Source organism: Flavobacterium sediminilitoris (genome assembly GCF_023008245.1).
Lineage (GTDB): Bacteria > Bacteroidota > Bacteroidia > Flavobacteriales > Flavobacteriaceae > Flavobacterium > Flavobacterium sediminilitoris.
On record NZ_CP090145.1, the window covers coordinates 932,917 to 952,109 of the forward strand.

Sequence of the window (19,193 nt, forward strand, 5' to 3'; positions counted from 1 at the left end):
ATTTTCATTTTAACATCTTTCTTTTTTTATCTTTTTAATTTTGAAAGTTTATTACCCGCATTTACAATGAAAATTAAAAAGACAACAAACAGCTTAGTATCTTACATAAAATTGTTTATTGATAATGATATTTTTGAAAAAGACATTTTAAATGCCGCATCTCTATTCTCTAATATCCTATTAAATAAAAATAATTTTTTAGTAAAAGAAAACGATATTTGCAACTATTTTTGTTTTATAGAAAATGGCATTTTACAACATTCTATTACCGTTTTAAACGAGGAAAAAACAAGTTATTTGGCTTTAAAAAATTCAGTTACTACTTCATTAAGTAGTTTCTTAAATAAAGTTCCTTCTCGAAAAAGCATTAAAGCAATTTCAGATTGTAACTTATGGGTTATAGATTTTGAAACTTTTAGCGATTTAGTAAAAAATAACAAAGGGTTTAATCAGTTTTATTCCAAATTAATTGAAAAACAAATTTGTTTGATTGACGATTACCGAATTGATTTATTAACTTTAACTCCCGAAGAGCGTTATAAAAAGCTATTAGTAAACGAAACAAAACTATTACAAGAAGTTCCTTTACACTATTTAGCTTCTTTTTTAGGGATTTCAACTCGTCATATGAGTAGAATTCGAAAAAACATAAAATAGCGCCATTTGGCTATAACACTTAATATAAATAGTTTTTAATTTTGAAGAATAATAAAACCAAATTAGCATGAAATACCATCAAATAGATCGAGATTTATTCATAAAGAATCGTAAAAAATTTGTTTCACAAATGAAACCTAATAGTGTTGCAATATTTAATTCTAATGATATTTATCCAGTAAGTGCAGATAGTACACTTCCTTTTGCCCAACACAGAGATATCTTCTACCTTAGCGGTGTTGATCAAGAAGAAAGTGTTTTACTTCTTTTCCCAGATGCTCCATACGAAAATTTAAAAGAAATTTTATTCTTAAAAGAGACAAATGAACACATTGCTGTTTGGGAAGGTGAAAAATTAACAAAAGAACGCGCTTTTGAAGTTAGTGGAATTAAAACCGTAATTTGGTTACAAGATTTCCATAAAACATTAAAAGAAATTATGGCTTATGCTGAAACTATGTATATTAATACAAATGAGCATTATCGTGCAACTATTGAGACTGAAACTCGTGAAGCTCGTTTTGTAAAATGGTGGAAAGAAAATTATCCAGGTCATAAAGTTGAAAAATCAAATCCTATTCTACAACGTATTCGTTCTATAAAAGAAAGCGAAGAATTAGATTTAATTCAAAAAGCATGTGATCTTACAGAAAAAGGGTTTAGAAGAATCTTGAATTTTGTAAAACCAAATGTAATGGAATATGAAATTGAAGCCGAATTTGCACATGAATTTTTAAGAAACCGTTCTAAAGGTTTTGCTTACACTCCAATTATTGCTTCAGGAAACAATGCTAATGTTTTACATTATATTGAAAACAATCAGCAATGCCATGATGGTGATTTGTTATTACTTGATGTAGGAGCAGAATATGCTAATTATTCTAGTGATATGACAAGAACGATTCCTGTTTCTGGAAAGTTTAATGACCGACAAAAAGCTGTCTATAATGCTGTTTTAAAAGTAAAAAATGAAGCTACAAAAATGCTTGTTCCTGGTACATTATGGAAACAATATCATATTGAAGTTGGAAAACTAATGACTTCCGAATTATTAAGTTTAGGCTTATTAGACAAAGCTGATGTGCAAAACGAGAATCCAGATTGGCCAGCTTATAAAAAATATTTCATGCATGGAACTTCTCACCACATGGGATTAGATACACACGATTATGGTTTATTATATGAACCAATGCAAGCTAATATGGTTTTCACCGTAGAACCTGGTATTTATATTCCGAAAGAAGGTTTTGGTATCCGTTTAGAAGATGATGTTGTAATTCAATCTTCTGGCGAACCTTTTAATCTAATGCGCAATATTCCTATTGAAGTAGATGAAATTGAATCAATAATGAATAGTTAAAAGCAATCGATTTCTAATGATTAATTTAAAAATAGCGACTTATAATTGTGAGTCGCTATTTTGTTATAACCTCTTGTGAAACTAAATTTATTTCTATTCTTAATTTTCTAATTATTTAAATATTTTCTTATATTTGAGATATAGAAACGTTCTTACATTTAGAAACAAAAGAGACTATTTTAGGCTAAAAAAATGTCAAAAAAAACGAGAAAGTGCTATTTTTAGATACTTTTAATCTGGCATTAAGTATCAATATCATTAGTACTTAGCAAGTTTTGACTACTATCCTTTTGGTCAATTGCTGCCTGGTAGGCATGGTTCAAGCAATAGCTACAGATACGGCTTCCAAGGACAAGAAAAAGATGATGAACTAAAAGGGGAAGGAAACTCGTTGAATTATACGTTTAGAATGCACGACCCGAGAGTGGGTAGGTTTTTTGCTGTGGATCCTTTGACGAAAGAATATCCTGAATTAACACCTTATCAATTTGCAAGTAATAGTGTTATTGATATGGTTGAGATAGAAGGACTTGAGGGTGGATGGATTGTTGGTAGTCAAGGTCAAGTTCAATATGCTGCGTTAGGGCCTGTAAATGATAGGTATTTTAATTGGTTTTTTGATGCATACAGTTCAGCAAGTTTAAATATACAGCAACCATCAAGTTTTAATACTTTAAGAGCATATGCTAGAACACCCTCAGTACAAGTTCCTCAAGCGCAAGTTCGTGAGGTTACTATTGAATCTCACCAGAAACAACATTCAAATCATTATTTGGCAGCACACGACCCTTTTATGAAAGGAATTGGGGGTGGGTTGTTAGCAGGTTCTACTGGCTTTGTGTTTTTAGAAGGTTATGCTGCATATTCTGCATGGTTTGGAACAACAGCATTTGCTGAAACGGTGACGGGATCTGGTTGGATACCTGCTTTACAGAGTCAATTTGCTGTTAATACATTTAGAACGGCAGTTGTAGGAGGAGGTGCAGAAATTACATCACAATATGCGTTTAAAACTTTTGTATATAATGATTTTTCACTTGGAGGATTTGATTATGGTGATATTTGTATGGCTACTTTAACAGGAGGTAAAGGAGGTTTGTTTATTAGGTCATTTACAAATATAAAAGCAGAAGATGGGTTTTCAGTAAATAGTCTTGAAGATACTACTATTAATTATACTTTTGGAAGAGTTAGTTCCAAAATTAATAGTTCTATTTCAACTAGAGCAGCTCCTCTTTTTAGCACCTCTGCTATGGGAGCTTACCTAGAAGCTTCTTCGCAGGCAATGACTAAAGCTATGACCAAAATGGTCAAACAAGGTTTGACACCAAGTTTTATGAAAAAGGAAGAAAAACGGAAAGAATATGATTTTAATAGGTCTTTATAAAAAATATTGGCAACCAATTCTTGTTTTCTCTATTTTAATCGGTTTGTTATATTTATCAAAAAGATATGACGAATCAAGAGAAAAGATAGTGCTGACGGCTAAAATATCAGATATCCAGAGGGATTTTAATTTGAATTATTATTATAGGTATAAATTTAGATACAAGAATAAGTTTTATTATAGTTCAAAATATGATGATGATGCAAACGAAGAATATATAGGTGAGTGTTTTGAAGTTTTAGTTTATATTGATAACCCTAACAGAAGTGAATTGCTTATAGAAAATAGAGTTGATTGTGCGTTATATAAGAAAACATTGTTGTCTGATTAACGAACTCCAGGCTGGTGCGAGCGTCTCTAAATAATCGGCATCGCTACCGCGAGCTTCTAGCTCGTGGACACAAAGAATAAAATAACAAAAGCAACTTTTAAAAGAGTTGCTTTTGTTGTTTTTTAGTGTAGGTGTAAGTTCTTAAGAAAACTGTTTTTGAATATCTTTTTGAAAGACAAAAGCTTTAAGCATGGTTTTAATACTATTTATTTCTTCTTGATTTAAATATTGTATTTTATGAAAAAGCTGTAAAAGTTTATTCCCACTCCCAGCGAATCTTTCACTCGACAGAGTTATAAACCTAAATAATAAACGTTTTACTAAAGGCTTATAAATATAAAAACAGAATACCATTTTAGTTTGATGTTCTGTTTTTGGTTTTAATATTGTAGATTTTATTTTTTTTCCTAGCTTACCAGAAAAATTCTAAGTAAAACGCACGCGCTCTACGATGGTCTGCTCCACCGAACCACTAGTTAGGTTTTCTGATCTCGTAGCACAATATAAAAAGACAAAGTCACATTAATGTGACTTTGTCTTTTTATATTGATTTTAAGAAAATCTTATTTTTCAACAGCAAATCGTCTAGTAACTTCAGTCCAATTAACAACATTAAAAAAAGCTTCAACATAGTCTGGTCTTCTGTTTTGATAATTAAGATAGTAAGCATGTTCCCATACATCAAGTCCTAGAATAGGAGTTCCTTCACACCCTATTCCTGTCATTAAAGGATTGTCTTGATTTGCAGAACTACACACTTCTAACTTTCCTCCTTTATGAATACACAACCAAGCCCATCCAGATCCAAAACGAGTTGCAGCCGCTTTTGAAAATTCAGCTTTAAAAGCATCAAAAGACCCAAAAGATTCGTCAATTGCAGCAGCTAATTCTCCAGAAGGTTTTCCTCCTCCATCAGGAGACATTACAGTCCAGAATAAATTATGATTATAAAAACCACCACCATTATTTCTAACAGCTCCGTTGTTTAAATCTAAATTTAAAAGAATGTTCTCAATTGTTTTTCCTTCTAAATCTGTTCCTGCAATTGCATTATTCAGATTTGTTGTGTAAGCATTATGATGTTTTGTATGGTGTATTTCCATTGTTCTTGCATCAATATGTGGTTCCAATGCATCGTATGCATATGGTAATTTTGGTAATTCAAATGCCATGATATTATTTTTATGATTAGTATTAGTGATTCCAAATTTATAAATTTAACTTTGGAATAAAAAATAGATTGTTCTTATAGAACCATAATTAAGACAAATATAACATTTGAAAAAAGCGGCTTTTACCCTATATGATGCTTCTGCTGGGTCTGGAAAAACATATACATTGACTAAAGAATATTTAAAAATATTATTTTTAGCCAATTCGGACGATGCTTATAAAAGGATTTTGGCAATTACTTTTACAAATAAAGCAGTGGAAGAAATGAAATCGCGTATTGTGGATAGTTTATATGAGTTCTCTAAAATTGATACATCAGAAAAAGCATTAGGCATATTAAAAGATATTAGTTTAGAAACAGGTTTAACCATTGGTACACTAAAAGATAAATCAAAAGCAATTATCAAAAATATAATTCATAATTATGCAGCTTTCGGCATCTCTACAATTGATAAATTCACTCATAAAGTAATTCGTTCTTTTGCTCAGGATTTAAATTTACCTCCAAATTTTGAAGTCACTTTAGATACGGATTCAATTCTTCAAGAAGCTGTAGATGTTGTTATTTCAAAAGTAGGAGAAGATGAATATTTAACCCAATTATTAATTGATTTTACAAGAGATAAAACAGATGAAGATAAAAATTGGGATATTTCAAAAGAGTTGATAGAAATATCTAAACTTCTTATTAATGAAAATGATGCGAATGAAATTAACGAATTTCAAGAAAAATCTTTTGAAGACTTCTCAAATATTAAAAAAATATTAAAAAATAAAATAGCTTTTTTTAATCAAGAGAATAATAATATTTCATTAAAATGTGAGAAAATTTTACATGAAAATGGAGTAGATTTGAACTCTTTTTCAAGAAAAACATTTCCTAATCATATTGAAAAAATAGGTCAGAATACACTTTCTATAAAAGATAATTACAAATATCAGTATTTTGATGACATTGCGATAAACAAAACTGCAAAAGATAGAGATCTTATTGAAAGTCTATCGGGAGAATTATTAGTATTATTGAAACAAGCTTATTATAATATTTCTAAAATAGCATTTTACGAAGCTTTTTTACAAAATATTAACCCACTTTCACTTTTAAATACCATTAATTTAGAGTTCAAGAAAATTCAAGAAGAGCAAAATATTTTATCAATATCAGATTTTAATAAAATTATTTTCAATGAAATTCAAAATCAACCAGCTCCTTTTATCTATGAACGATTAGGGGAAAAATATCGTCATTTTTTTATAGATGAATTTCAAGATACTTCCATAATGCAGTGGCAAAATCTTATTCCTCTTATCGATAATGCATTGTCAAGTGAAGATAATGGAATTAGAGGAAGTTTAATGCTTGTTGGTGATCCAAAACAGTCGATATATAGATGGAGAGGAGGAAAAGCAGAACAATTCATCGTTTTAAGCAAACCAGAAATTAATCCTTTTTCAAATAAAGAAAAAGAAACAATACGATTAGACACAAATTATAGAAGTTTTGAGCAAGTAATTCAATTTAATAACACATTTTTCTCCTTTTTGTCAAGCAAATTTGAAAATGAAGATTACAAAGAGCTTTATTTAGAAAATAGTTACCAGAAAGCAAATGATAAAAAAGGTGGTTATGTTAATATATCCTTTATTGATGCTTCTGAAGAAGATTCAATTTCTGAAATTGATGATAAAGAATACTCGTTAAAGGTAATATTATACTTAGAAACAACATTAAAAACCATTCAAAAAGTGTTAGAAGATGGTTTTTCTTATAGAGATATTGTTCTGTTAACGAGACGAAAGTTAGATGGTGTATATTTAGCTAATTTCCTTACAGAGAAAAATATTCCTATCTTATCATCAGAGACATTACTAATACAAAATGCAACTGAAGTAAAATTAATTATTGATGTATTACGCTATTTAAAAAACAATAAAGATCAGGAAGCAAAAGCTAGAATGTTGTATTTTATAGGAAAATACAATCAAAATAAAATTGAAATACACGATTTTATAATTCAAGCAAAAGACCTGTCAGAACTAGAGTTAGAATATTATTTAAATAATGTTCAAATACAAATATCATTTAAAGATTGTAGAAAAAAATCATTATATGAAGCAGTAGAAATAATTGTTTCAACATTTATAAAAGAAAAAACAAACACATCTTATGTTCAATATTTTCTAGATTTAGTTTTAGAAAGAGATAATAAAACACAATCTGGAATTGCTGATTTTCTAGATTATTGGGATAAAACAGGCTATAAAAAAAGTATTCCATCACCAGAAGGAAATAATGCTGTTAGGATTATGACAATTCACAAATCAAAAGGCTTAGAATTTCCAATTGTAATTTATCCATTTGCCGAAGAAAATTTTTCTGCAAATAATAGAAATAAACTTTGGATAGATTTTGATGATGATGAAAAAATCGACTTTCCAAAAGCATTAGTTAATCAAAAGAAAGATGTTACTAACTATGGAGAGAATGCTAAAAATATTTATGAAGAAAAAAGTCAAGAAGAAATACTAGACATTATAAATGTTTTGTATGTTGCGCTAACTAGAGCGGAAGAACAATTATATATTATATCAAATCATTTAATTACAAAAGCAGGATTGCCAAATAATCTCTCTTCTTATTTTATAGAATTCCTACAGATTAATGGTAAGTATGAAGAAGGAAAGCTAGAATACGAATTTGGAGAATCGAATAGAAAATCAAAAGAAAATTATTTTAAAGAAAATCAAAAATCAATAGAACTTGTTTCGGAAAGATTACAAACTAAAAAAATTAAAATTGCTCAACGAGAATCTTTAATGTGGAATACGGAGCAACAAAAAGCAATTGAATTTGGAAATCTTTTACATGAAATTTTAGCATTTATAAAAACAAAAGAAGATGTTGAATCGGCAATAGATGTTGCTTTAGAAAATGGATTAATTACTATTTCTCAAAAAGATTATATAAAAGAAGTTATAGAAGAAATTGTAACACGTGATGAATTAGTTGATTTTTTTGATGGAGAAGGAATTGTTTACAATGAACAAACTATAATTAAAAAAGGATTTGGAAACACAAAACCAGATAAAGTTGTAATTAAACAACAAAATGCTTTTTTATTAGATTATAAAACAGGAGAAACTATAGATAAATATAAAATTCAACTTAATGATTATGCTCATGTAATTGAAGAAATGGGTTTTAAAATTGTAAAAAAAGCATTAGTTTACATTGGAGAAAAAATAGAAATAGTATTTTTGTAAGCAAAATAATAAAACAATATAAATAATTATAATGTACGGTAAAATTAAACAACACTTACAAGATGAATTAAACACTATTCAAGAGAATGGATTGTTTAAGAAAGAACGAATTATAACGTCTCCACAAGGAGCAGAAATAAAAATTTCTACAGGAGAAACTGTTCTGAATTTTTGTGCTAATAATTATTTAGGGCTATCCTCACATCCTGAAGTTGTACAAGCTGCAAAAGACGCTTTAGATTCGCATGGTTTTGGAATGTCGTCAGTACGTTTTATTTGTGGAACACAAGATATTCATAAAGAATTAGAACAAAAAATAGCTGATTTTTACGGAACAGAAGATACTATTCTTTATGCAGCAGCTTTTGATGCAAATGGAGGTGTATTTGAGCCATTACTTGGAGATCAAGATTGTATTATTTCAGATAGTTTAAATCATGCATCCATCATTGATGGAGTTCGCTTGTGTAAAGCAGCACGTTATCGATATGAAAATAATAACATGCAAGATTTAGAAGCACAACTAATAAAAGCTACAGAAGCAGGACATCGTTTTAAATTAATTGTTACTGACGGAGTGTTTTCAATGGATGGATTAGTAGCTCCACTAGATAAAATATGTGATTTAGCAGATAAATATGATGCAATGGTAATGGTAGATGAATGTCATGCCGCAGGATTTATTGGTGCAACAGGAAAAGGAACTCTTGAAGCGAAGGGTGTTATGGGAAGAGTTGATATCATCACAGGGACGCTCGGCAAAGCATTAGGAGGTGCAATGGGTGGTTATACTACAGCGAAAAAAGAGATTATCGAAATATTAAGACAACGTTCACGACCTTATTTGTTTTCAAATTCATTAGCGCCATCAATCGTAGGTGCTTCATTAAAAGTTTTTGAATTATTAGACAAGGATACTTCATTACGTGATAAATTAGAGTGGAATACAAACTATTTTAAAGACGGAATGAAAAAAGCAGGTTTTGATATTATAGATGGAGACTCTGCAATTGTACCTGTTATGCTTTATGATGCTAAATTGTCACAAACAATGGCTGAAGAATTGCTAAAAAAGAGAATTTATGTAATTGGCTTTTTCTTCCCAGTAGTACCAAAAGAAAAAGCAAGAATTAGAGTCCAGTTGTCTGCTGCTCATAGTAAAGAACATCTTGATATTGCTATAAAAGCTTTTACAGAAGTTGGGAAATCATTGAAAATTATTAATTAGAATAAAAATAGGCTCTACTTTTTTTAACAAAACTTTTTGTATTTAAAAAAAAATAGTATTTTTGTTCCAATTATAACGCATTGTAATTTAAAAAATAAAGTATGAAACATCTAAACAAATTATTTGCTGCTGGTTTATTGTTTGCTGGTTTAACATCGCAAGCACAAAACGGTGACAATCCATGGGCAGTGTCCTTTGGAGCAAATGCGGTAGATACCAAGGTAAGTGCCGACGGTAATTCTAGCCCACAATTTATCCAATTACTTAACGCTAGAGACAATTGGAACATTTTACCATCAGTATCTTATTTAAACGTATCTAGATATGTAGGAGATGGTTTTTCTGTTGGTTTAACAGGATCTGTTAACAAAATCGACAAATGGTTAGAAAGAGTTCCTGGAACTGATAATACTGACGCTATATTAAATCCTGGAGATTTATCTTATTATGCAGTTGATGCGGTTATAAAGTATAGCTTTCAAGATTTAATCAAATCTACTTGGTTAGATCCTTCTATTAATGTAGGTGGTGGTTATAATTTCTTTGGAGATGCTTCTGCTGGTACAGTAAATGGAGGTTTAGGATTAACATTTTGGGTTACAGAAGGAATAGGTATTCAATTACAGTCTACTTATAAGCACTCATTTGATGAAAATAGAGTTGCTGATGCTGATGTTCCAACTCATATCCAACACTTTGCTGGTCTTACTTTCAGATTTGGAGGAAAAGATACAGATGGTGACGGAGTTTATGACAAAGATGATGCTTGTATTAATGAGCCAGGTCTTAAAGAATTTAACGGATGTCCTGATACAGATAAAGATGGTATCGCTGATAAAGATGATGCATGTCCTGAAGTAGCTGGTACTCCTGAGCACAATGGATGTCCTGATACTGACGGTGATGGAATCATTGATAATGAAGATGCATGTCCTGAAGTAGCTGGTACTAAAATCATGAATGGTTGTCCAGATGCTGACGGTGACGGTGTAGCTGATAAAGATGACAAATGTCCTACAGTTAAAGGAGCTAAAGATAACGGTGGTTGTCCATGGCCTGATACTGACGGAGATGGTGTATTAGATAAAGATGACAAATGTCCTACAGTAGTTGGTACAGTTGCAAATAACGGTTGTCCTGAGGTTTCTGATGAAGCTATCAAAAAATTAAATGATTATGCAAAAACAATTTTATTTAATTCAGGAAAATCATCTTTCCAACAACAAACTTACCCAGTTTTACAAGCAATTACTGCTATCTTAAAAGAGTATCCTTCTTCTAAATTTAGTATTGAAGGTCATACAGATAGCCAAGGTTCAGATTCTTTAAATCAAAAATTATCTGAAGATAGAGCTGGTGCAGTTAAAACTTATTTAATTGAAAACGGTATCGATGCTTCTAGATTAACTTCTGCAGGTTACGGAGAAACTATGCCAATTGATTCAAACAAAACTGCAAAAGGTAGAGCTAACAACAGAAGAGTTGAAGTGAAATTAAAAAAATAATTTTCCTTAACTTATAATATTATTAAAACGCTTCGATTTATCGGAGCGTTTTTTTTATTTTTATGCAATGGAAAATGAATCTTTTTTAGACAAACTCTCAAAAGAAATTATCAAAAAGTATAATGATAATTTACAAAGCGTAATTATTGTATTACCAAACAAAAGGGCTAAAGTTTTTCTATTAGATAGCTTAAATAAATATACATCAAAGACTATTTTTGCGCCTCAAATAACGAGTATTGAAGATTTAATTCAAGACATATCAGACATTAGGACTATAGACTCTATTGCGTTGCTTTTTGAGTTTTATGAGGTTTATTACGAAATTACTAAAAAAGAGAACTTGCAATCTTTTGATGTTTTTTCAAATTGGGCAAAAACACTACTTCAAGATTTTAATGAAATTGACAGATACCTTTTAGATCCTAATTATGTTTTCTCTTATTTAAAAGACATTGAAGCATTGAAAAGATGGGATTTAGAAGCATCTGATACAACATCATTAATTGACAATCATTTAGAGTTTTGGAAGAAAATTCCAGAATATTATAATTCACTATATAAATCTTTAAAAAACAATAAGATTGGATATCAAGGATTGATATATAGAGAAGCTGTAGAAAATTTAATACCATACTCGAATAGTTTAAGTTTAGAAGATAAAAAGCTTGTTTTTGCTGGATTTAATGCTTTAAATCAAGCAGAAGAAAAAATAATTCTACATCTTCTATCTAGTGATCAAGCTAAAATATATTGGGATATAGATGGTTTTTTCATTAGTAATTCTTATCATGATGCGGGTTTATTTATAAGAAGATTTAAAAAACAATGGAAGAATTATTCTACCCAACCTTTTGAGTGGATTTCTGAGGATTTTCAGCAAGAGAAAAATATTGATATAATTGGAACACCTAAAACTATTGGACAAGCAAAAATTGCAGGTAAAATTATTGAAGATCTAGAAGCCAATCAGAAAGATGGAAGCAAAACAGCAATTGTGTTAGGAGATGAAAATTTATTGATCCCTGTTCTATATGCTTTGCCAAATTCTGTAGAAGCATTAAATATTACAATGGGTTATTCTGGAAAAAATAATCCTGCGCAATTATTAGTAAATAAGCTTTTCAAATTACATTCAAACGCCATAAAGAGAAAATCTTCAAATTATACTTTTTATTACAAAGAAGTTTTAGATATTTTAAATCATCCTCTAGTAGAGCCCTATTTAGGAGTTAATGAAGTTATTCAAACCATTCATAATAACAATTTTACTTTTTTCTCTTTTGACACCTTATTTCGATTAAGACAGGAGAAATATCCTGATGTAGAAAATGAATATTTCGATTTATTATTTTCAAAGTGGGATGTGAGTACTATTGAAATTCTCAATAGAATTGGATCTATATTGCTTAAAATAAAAACTTTTTTAAATAATGATAGTGAAGAAGAAAAGGTGGTGAAAGCATTTGTCTATGCTACTTATAAAGTGATTAATAAACTAATAAATTATTGCGAAACATACCAAAGGATTGACACTATAGATTCACTTTATGAAATGTATAAGCAAGTTATAGATCTTGCAGAAGTTTCTTTTGAAGGAGAGCCACTTACAGGTTTACAAATTATGGGTGTTTTAGAAAGTAGAGTATTAGATTTTGATAATGTAATTATTACTTCTGTTAATGAGGGAAAATTTCCATCAGGTAAATCACAAAACTCCTTTATTCCTTATGATGTTAAGAAGGAATTAGGATTGCCTACATACAAAGAAAAGGATGCTATTTATAGCTATCATTTCTATCATTTATTACATAGAGCTCAAAATATTTATTTATTGTATAACACAGACAATGAAGGAATTGATGCAGGTGAAAAAAGTAGATTTATTACACAATTAGAGATTGAAAAGCAGCCTAAGCATAATATTACGCATAAAATATATAATGCCGTTTTACCAGAAAAAGCATATAGCATCATGAGAATTCCAAAATCTGATAAAATGATGGAAAGACTCGCTGAAATTGCAACAGTTAAAGGATTCTCACCATCATCATTAACTACATACATTAGAAATCCTATTCAGTTTTATTTTCAAAGAGTGCTTAGAATAAATGAAATGGATGAAGTTGAGGAAAACATTGCAATTAATACATTAGGAACAATTATTCATGAAACTTTAGAGGTTCTATACAAGTCTTATATTGATAAATTCTTAACTGTTCAGGATATTGATGAAATGATCTCAAAAATTGATAATACAACATTAGATCAATTTAAAATTGTTTACAAAGAAGGAGAAATTAAAAAAGGGAAAAATTTATTAGCTTTTGAAGTTGCAAAAAGGAATATTTTCAATTTTCTCCAACTTGAAAAGAAATTAATAGAAGAAGGTGATACAGTTAAAATTCTTTCTCTTGAAGAACGATTAGAAGTAGTTATCCAAGATGGAAAACTATCATATCCTGTTAAAATTTCAGGAAATGTAGATAGAATTGAAATAAGAAATAATACTATTAGAATTATTGACTACAAAACAGGTAAGGTAGAAGCCAATACGCTGAAAATAAACGAATTTGATGGTTTAACAAATGATATTAAAAATGAAAAGATAATTCAATTATTGTGTTATGCTTTAATGTTCAGAGAAAAACACGAATATAAAGATTATCCCGTTGAAGCTGGAATTATTTCATTTAAGAACATGAAAGCAGGGTTTATGTCTTTTGGATTAGGAAAAGGACGTGGAGTTGTTTCTCAAACATTAATTACCGATGAGATTTTGGAAGCATTTAAATCTGAAATGATAGTATTAATTAATGAGATTTTGAATGCTAATGTAGATTTCAAAGAAATATTGTAATTTACTAATCTTATTTATCCTTCATATCTTATCTAACGATAAATTTATATAAGAGAACTCTAAAATAATTAATTAAATGGAAAAATTACAAGAAACTTTTCAGGTTATAATTTTAAAACTAGAGGCTAATTTACCGTCTGTTTTATTTGCTTCTATCTTTTTAATTGCTGGTTTTTTTGTTGCAAATAAGATAAAATCAATTATTAAAAGAAAAATATTGCCTACTTCAGAAAATGCTTTAACAACAATTTTTGTTTCACAATTTGTTAGCATTTCAATAAAAATATTATGTATAATTATTTTTCTTAGGATTTTAGGTTTTAGCGATTTAACATCAAATATTTTAGCTGGAGCTGGAATATTAACTTTTATTGTAGGTTTTGCTTTTAAAGATATTGGAGAAAATTTTCTTGCAGGAATCTTATTAGCTTTTAAAAGTCCATTCAAAATTAATGATCTCATAGAAACTGAAAATATTATAGGATATGTTGTTGATTTAACTATTAGGGAAACCAGAATAAAAACTTTAGATGGCAAAGATGTTTTTATTCCTAATGGTCAGATAATCAAGAATCCTCTTTTTAATTATACAATCGATGGATTTTTACGATATGAATTTATAATTGGTTTAGATTATGAAAGCAATATAAAAAAAGCAATCAATTTAATTTTAGAAACTGTTAAAAAAATTGAAGGAGTTATTAATGAAAGTAAACAACCAATAGTAGTTATAGATGAATTTGCAGCAAGTACGATTAACTTAAAAGTAATGTTTTGGATCGATACGTTTAAATCAACTTCAAAAACATATCATTCAGGAATAAAAACTGAAGTAATGCAGCAAGTATTACAGGAATTAATGAAAGGCGGATTTAGTTTACCCTCAGATATTGTTGAAATTAAACAGTATAAAGGATAATTATCTTATAATCATACCCTTTTTAAGAAATTTATAAGTACATTTTCTAACTCATCTTTATTCTCAAAATGACTCATGTGTCCATCATCAAAAGTGACTAATTCTACATTTGTATTTTCAATTTGCGTTTTATTGTCTTCATAATTTAAAACAGGATCTTTCTTTCCCAAAATAAGGGTTTTAGGAAACAATGTTGTGTGTAAAAGTATTTCCCTATCTTTTCTTGCTTTCATTCCTTCTTGAGCAGCTATAATGCCTTGTAGAGAAGTTTTTAAGGCTTCTTTTTTAGCCCATTCAATTTCTGAAGTTAATTTCATTCTGTTTTCATCACTAAATAAATTAGCGATAGACATGCTTATAGCAGCTTTGTAATTTTGTTTTACTGCCAAAATAGCCCTTTCACGATTTGATTTTCGTTCTTTACTATCTTCCTTAGATGTAGAATTGATTAAAACTAAACCTTTTACCATTTCAGGGTATAATTCTGCAAAAGCTAAAGCAACATAACCACCCATAGAATGTCCAGCTAAAACTACTTTTCTTAATTTTAGTTCATGTACTACATGGTGTACTGCATCTGCCATATCTTCCATAGTATGTACATAACTCAAAGAATCGGTTTTACCATGACCTAATAAATCGATACAAATTGCTCTATTTTTTTTAGATAATTCTGGAACTAAAGCATTCCACATATTACTATTTTCTAAAAAACCATGTAATAGAATAATAGCTGTTCCTTTTCCTTGATCTGAAAAAGAAAGGGTAATGTTTTTATAATAGGTTTGGTAATTCACAATTTTTACTTAAAAGCATTTTTGCAAAAATAGAGCTTAAAAAAATAATGGCAAGGTTGAGTTGTTAAAAAACATTTTAAAGGTTATCTGTAAAACTTTACAACTACACTATAAAAAAACAAAAGCATCCTTTTTATAGAATGCATTTTATTGTTTTTATTCTTTATGTCCACAAGCTAGGAGTTTGCGGTAGCGTTACCGATTATTCAGAGACGCCCGCGCCAGCCTTTAGATTTGTTCTTTGAAAAATTCGTAAATTTAATAACAACCAAAACTGACAAAGTAAACCATTCGCGCCGCAAAGTTTTAAGGCTTATCCCCAGATCAGGACTTTGTCAGTTTTATTGAATCAGCATCAAATAGTTATTCAGTCTTAAAGGACTATTATTAAGGCTTCGATAGAAGATTCAATAGTTTGGTTGCTAACATTAAAATCTTTTTCTATGAGTAAATTTAGTAATTTTCTAGGAATCGATGTGTCAAAAGAATATTTTGATGCAGTAGTAATTTTGAATAGTGATAAAAACAACACTATTCATAATCAGTTTACCAATGATAGCAAAGGTTTAAAAGAGTTGACTAATTGGTTAAAATCCTATCAGTCTAATGCAGAAAACACCTTAGCTTGTATGGAGCACACAGGTTTGTATGGCAAAATCATCACTCAACATTTACTTGCAAAAGAATTCACTGTTTGGGTTGAGATGTCATTAAAAATCATTCGCAGTTTAAGTGTTCAAAGAGGGAAGAATGATAAAGTGGATGCTCATAGAATTGCTTATTATGCAATGAAAAACCAAGAGGAAGCACAGTTTTATCAATCTACTAGAAAAATAGTTGATAAAATACGTAAACTGCTTACTCTTAGAGATCATTTGGTAAAGACAAAAGCATTGCTAATCAAAAACACCAATGAGTTGAAAGAGTTTGAACCAGAATTGGCTAAATTAAGTCAAAAGTATTCCAAATCAACAATTCAAGGTATAGAAAAATATTTGAAAAACATTGAAAAAGAATTAGATAAAGTCATCGAAGATGATGAAAAACTTTCTAATTTATTTGAAAAAGCAACCTCAGTTGTAGGAATTGGAAAAGTAACCGCTTTGTTGCTAATTTGTTTTACAAATGAATTCACAATGTATGAAAACCCAAGGCAATTGGCTTGTTATTGTGGTGTGGTTCCATTTGAATACAGCTCTGGAAATAATAAACTATATGAAAGAAAAGTAGCTTAAAAAAGAAACAAATAAATTTTCTTTTGAAAGGAAAGAAGTAAAAAACTTCTTCCCCTTAGCAAGACTTATTTGTGTTTTTCCAACATAAAGTTATTGAATTATTCGCAAAAAATAACTGAAAATTTTAACATTTTTTATTTGGTAAAACCATAGTTGTCTGGGGAGCTGGGTAACTTAATCTCAACAATAAATATAGTGTCATTTTTTTTTATAAATATTGCATTTATATCATGTAAAAATTTCAATATTAATTTTCTGAAAAAGACATTTGTTATAATTAATTCTATTTCAGAAATAGATTTTCTTTCAATTGTAAGATAATTAGATTTAAAACTATCTTCATATATCATTACAATTTTAAAAAAATCACTATCAACTAAATAAGCTCTGTTTTTTACATAATTTATTATCTCCTTATAAGTTAAATTTGGGTATTTTTTGATATAATTCAGATACTCAGGTCTGTTACCGTATGTTGAAAGAAAATCAGTAAAATAAGTAAATTTGTACTCATTAGTAATTTTATTAATAGCAAGCGGGCCTGTATTTGTAAAATATTCTACTCCTTTTATATTATAAGCAGGTTCAAAAAACACATAATAATTATCATCTATCAATAAGATATTATTAATTTTTACTTCATATTTCAATTCTTTTACAAATATGTCTTTAATTCTTTTACTTATACACATCATAAAACCTATAACTAGTGAATACTCTTTCCATAGCTTTTTCTTTATATAATACTCCATTCTGTAAATCCATAAAATGCCAATCACCATCAATCAATATTCCATTAAAAGCATGAGCTTTAAATTTAGACTGATCTCTTAATCGACCTACAATAATAGTGAAATTTTTATGGTTTTTTAGTTGGGTGTTTAATGTGTTTTTCAAACCATCAACACCTACTTCTGTGACTATTTTACTGGAATATCCTCCAAAAACTCTAAATAACTCAGCAGCTAAATCAGCTTCTTCCAGTCCATAGCCTGAAGTGTTTTTAGCAGCTCCATAAGCCATATTCATAATCCTTTTTTGAAACTCAATTGCACAGAATACACAATTAGCTTTACTGTTTAGAGGATTAATAATTTTAGACAAATAACTAGTAAACTTAGTTGAATATCCAAGACCTTGAAACCCACCAATACCTTTTTTTGAATTGTTAAAAAAACGAAATGAAAAATTTACTTGATCATCACTATCTCCGCCATCACATCTAAAACCTGGTTGATTAAATGCACCTAGTAAAAAGAAAGTATCATTTGTTGCAAATTCTCGAAATCCCAAAAATGAGTTTTGTATTTTATCATCTACATTTTTTCCTTCATGTTTGTTTATACCTTTTAATCTTGACCAAGTATCAAAAACATCTACTAAACCAAATATTACCTTTTCGAATAAACCTGGTTCATTTTTTGATTTTCGTTAGCAGTTTTATGCTCTTCTAATCCTTCTAGTTCTATAGACATTACAGGAGAATTCCCACTAAACTGATAAGGAGTATACCAAGGATATTTAGGTTCTAAAGGATCCACCGCAAAAAACCTACCCACTCTTGGGTCGTGCATTCTAAAAATGTAGTTTAAACTATTTCAAGGTCCTTTTAACTCATCATCTTTTTCTTGTCCTTGGAAGCCGTAACGGTAGTCAGGGCTTGGTTTCTCTAGGCCTGGCAAGGTCATTCCAAAAGAACGATAGTCATGTGCAACTCAAAATTATTTGTAAGAACGTGTTGTAAATATAGTATTTTTTAAAACAATAAAAGCAACTCTTTTAAAAGTTGCTTTTTGTCTTTTTATTTGTTGTGTCCACGAGCTAGAAGCTCGCGGTAGCGATGCCGATTATTTAGAGACGCTCGGACCAGCTAGGGAATATTATCGACTCAAACTTAAAAAAAGATTGTTTATTTCTTCATTTAATTCTAAATGCTTATCTCTAAGGTTAAACTCTCTCTCAACATCTATTATTTTACCGTCTTCATAAATTAAATGATATTTGCAAATAAAAAGATTTATAGGTTCTACGTCTAAAGTAAAACTACTTTTTAAATCATCCCTGTCAAAGGATAAAATAATTTTTAATAGCCTTTCTTTTTCTTCATTTAATAACTTAACAATTTTAGTTTTTCTTTCTTTTTCAGGAACTATTTTTAATGAAAATTCTCCACCTAAACTATCTTTATCATATAACCTTTTATTAAAATTACCTTCATAATCTTTTGGCGGTAAAAGATGAATAAACTCAATATTTATCATATATCTTATGATGTTGCCTTTATCAAAATCTATTGAATAAAAAAAAGCATACGGACTTAACCCATCATACATTTCAACACCTAAAAAAGATAACGAGGGCGTAGTATCCTTTTTTAAAACTGTTTCTTTTTCATTACAAGATAAAAAAGAAATTAATAATAAACATATAATAAATTTTTTCATTTCAAAAAAATTAGATTACAAACCTGAAGGTCC

The 19,193-nt window shown here is 29.2% G+C and carries 15 protein-coding genes and 1 pseudogene; 10 read left to right on the top strand and 6 right to left on the bottom strand.

The features are described from left to right. Window positions 1-66 precede the first annotated feature (66 nt). From LXD69_RS04300 to LXD69_RS04315, 4 genes and pseudogenes are all read left to right on the top strand, one after another. A complete protein-coding gene (locus LXD69_RS04300) occupies window positions 67-657 on the top strand; it encodes a Crp/Fnr family transcriptional regulator (protein WP_246917781.1) in 591 nt (196 codons plus the stop codon). A gap of 67 nt (window positions 658-724) precedes the next feature. Beyond that, window positions 725-2,017 (top strand): aminopeptidase P family protein, encoded by a 1,293-nt coding sequence (locus LXD69_RS04305; RefSeq protein ID WP_246917782.1) that lies wholly within the window; start codon window positions 725-727, stop codon window positions 2,015-2,017. 292 nt (window positions 2,018-2,309) lie between these two features. Beyond that, window positions 2,310-3,404, top strand: a pseudogene (locus LXD69_RS04310) (RHS repeat-associated core domain-containing protein); the annotation flags it as partial. Further along, the gene (locus tag LXD69_RS04315; protein ID WP_246917786.1) at window positions 3,382-3,735 is read left to right on the top strand and encodes a hypothetical protein; all 354 of its coding nucleotides are present in this window, start codon (window positions 3,382-3,384) and stop codon (window positions 3,733-3,735) included. The pseudogene LXD69_RS04310 and the gene LXD69_RS04315, both read left to right, overlap by 23 nt. Window positions 3,736-4,298: 563 nt before the next feature. Here the strand turns inward: LXD69_RS04315 and LXD69_RS04320 are convergent. Then, window positions 4,299-4,907: a superoxide dismutase gene (locus LXD69_RS04320; RefSeq protein ID WP_246917788.1), complete on the bottom strand. Its 609-nt coding sequence runs from the start codon at window positions 4,905-4,907 to the stop codon at window positions 4,299-4,301. Between the two features lie 106 nt (window positions 4,908-5,013). Between LXD69_RS04320 and LXD69_RS04325 the strand changes: the two genes are divergently transcribed. The 5 genes from LXD69_RS04325 (at window position 5,014) to LXD69_RS04345 (ending at window position 14,684) form a co-directional block, all read left to right on the top strand. Continuing rightward, on the top strand, window positions 5,014-8,172 hold the full coding sequence (locus LXD69_RS04325) for a UvrD-helicase domain-containing protein (RefSeq protein WP_246917789.1): 3,159 nt from the start codon (window positions 5,014-5,016) through the stop codon (window positions 8,170-8,172). Between the two features lie 31 nt (window positions 8,173-8,203). Continuing rightward, window positions 8,204-9,400 carry a glycine C-acetyltransferase gene (kbl, locus tag LXD69_RS04330; RefSeq protein ID WP_246917791.1) on the top strand — a complete coding sequence of 399 codons (1,197 nt, stop codon included), beginning with the start codon at window positions 8,204-8,206 and terminating at the stop codon, window positions 9,398-9,400. 101 nt (window positions 9,401-9,501) lie between these two features. Further along, window positions 9,502-10,905, top strand: a complete 1,404-nt coding sequence (locus LXD69_RS04335; protein WP_045970697.1) for an OmpA family protein — start codon at window positions 9,502-9,504, stop codon at window positions 10,903-10,905. A 67-nt stretch (window positions 10,906-10,972) separates the two neighbouring features. Continuing rightward, on the top strand, window positions 10,973-13,765 hold the full coding sequence (locus tag LXD69_RS04340; RefSeq protein WP_246917793.1) for a PD-(D/E)XK nuclease family protein: 2,793 nt from the start codon (window positions 10,973-10,975) through the stop codon (window positions 13,763-13,765). 76 nt (window positions 13,766-13,841) lie between these two features. Then, complete coding sequence (locus tag LXD69_RS04345) at window positions 13,842-14,684, top strand: mechanosensitive ion channel family protein (RefSeq protein ID WP_045970694.1); 843 nt, start codon at window positions 13,842-13,844, stop codon at window positions 14,682-14,684. An 11-nt stretch (window positions 14,685-14,695) separates the two neighbouring features. Here LXD69_RS04345 and LXD69_RS04350 read toward each other — a convergent pair whose 3' ends face one another. Next, a complete protein-coding gene (locus LXD69_RS04350) occupies window positions 14,696-15,481 on the bottom strand; it encodes an alpha/beta fold hydrolase (RefSeq protein ID WP_152640759.1) in 786 nt (261 codons plus the stop codon). A 443-nt stretch (window positions 15,482-15,924) separates the two neighbouring features. Between LXD69_RS04350 and LXD69_RS04355 the strand changes: the two genes are divergently transcribed. Beyond that, window positions 15,925-16,716 (top strand): IS110 family transposase, encoded by a 792-nt coding sequence (locus tag LXD69_RS04355; RefSeq protein WP_246917795.1) that lies wholly within the window; start codon window positions 15,925-15,927, stop codon window positions 16,714-16,716. Between the two features lie 134 nt (window positions 16,717-16,850). Here the strand turns inward: LXD69_RS04355 and LXD69_RS04360 are convergent, their stop codons facing one another. The 4 genes from LXD69_RS04360 to LXD69_RS04375 form a co-directional block, all read right to left on the bottom strand. After that, a complete protein-coding gene (locus LXD69_RS04360) occupies window positions 16,851-17,468 on the bottom strand; it encodes a hypothetical protein (protein WP_246917797.1) in 618 nt (205 codons plus the stop codon). After that, window positions 17,395-18,009: a hypothetical protein gene (locus tag LXD69_RS04365; protein WP_246917798.1), complete on the bottom strand. Its 615-nt coding sequence runs from the start codon at window positions 18,007-18,009 to the stop codon at window positions 17,395-17,397. Before LXD69_RS04365 ends, LXD69_RS04360 begins: the two co-directional genes overlap by 74 nt. Before the next feature lie 98 nt (window positions 18,010-18,107). After that, complete coding sequence (locus LXD69_RS04370) at window positions 18,108-18,290, bottom strand: hypothetical protein (protein ID WP_246917800.1); 183 nt, start codon at window positions 18,288-18,290, stop codon at window positions 18,108-18,110. Window positions 18,291-18,596: 306 nt separating this feature from the next. Next, window positions 18,597-19,160 (bottom strand): hypothetical protein, encoded by a 564-nt coding sequence (locus tag LXD69_RS04375; RefSeq protein ID WP_246917802.1) that lies wholly within the window; start codon window positions 19,158-19,160, stop codon window positions 18,597-18,599. Window positions 19,161-19,193 lie beyond the last annotated feature (33 nt).

Excerpts from the sequence above, each read along its gene's own strand:
- LXD69_RS04300 (WP_246917781.1), top strand. The coding sequence starts at position 67 with ATGAAAATTAAAAAGACAACAAACAGCTTAGTATCTTACATAAAATTG.
- LXD69_RS04305 (WP_246917782.1), top strand. The coding sequence starts at position 725 with ATGAAATACCATCAAATAGATCGAGATTTATTCATAAAGAATCGTAAA.
- LXD69_RS04315 (WP_246917786.1), top strand. The coding sequence starts at position 3,382 with ATGATTTTAATAGGTCTTTATAAAAAATATTGGCAACCAATTCTTGTT.
- LXD69_RS04320 (WP_246917788.1), bottom strand. The coding sequence starts at position 4,907 with ATGGCATTTGAATTACCAAAATTACCATATGCATACGATGCATTGGAA.
- kbl (WP_246917791.1), top strand. The coding sequence starts at position 8,204 with ATGTACGGTAAAATTAAACAACACTTACAAGATGAATTAAACACTATT.
- LXD69_RS04335 (WP_045970697.1), top strand. The coding sequence starts at position 9,502 with ATGAAACATCTAAACAAATTATTTGCTGCTGGTTTATTGTTTGCTGGT.
- LXD69_RS04340 (WP_246917793.1), top strand. The coding sequence starts at position 10,973 with ATGGAAAATGAATCTTTTTTAGACAAACTCTCAAAAGAAATTATCAAA.
- LXD69_RS04345 (WP_045970694.1), top strand. The coding sequence starts at position 13,842 with ATGGAAAAATTACAAGAAACTTTTCAGGTTATAATTTTAAAACTAGAG.
- LXD69_RS04355 (WP_246917795.1), top strand. The coding sequence starts at position 15,925 with ATGAGTAAATTTAGTAATTTTCTAGGAATCGATGTGTCAAAAGAATAT.
- LXD69_RS04360 (WP_246917797.1), bottom strand. The coding sequence starts at position 17,468 with ATGGAGTATTATATAAAGAAAAAGCTATGGAAAGAGTATTCACTAGTT.
- LXD69_RS04370 (WP_246917800.1), bottom strand. The coding sequence starts at position 18,290 with ATGCACGACCCAAGAGTGGGTAGGTTTTTTGCGGTGGATCCTTTAGAA.
- LXD69_RS04375 (WP_246917802.1), bottom strand. The coding sequence starts at position 19,160 with ATGAAAAAATTTATTATATGTTTATTATTAATTTCTTTTTTATCTTGT.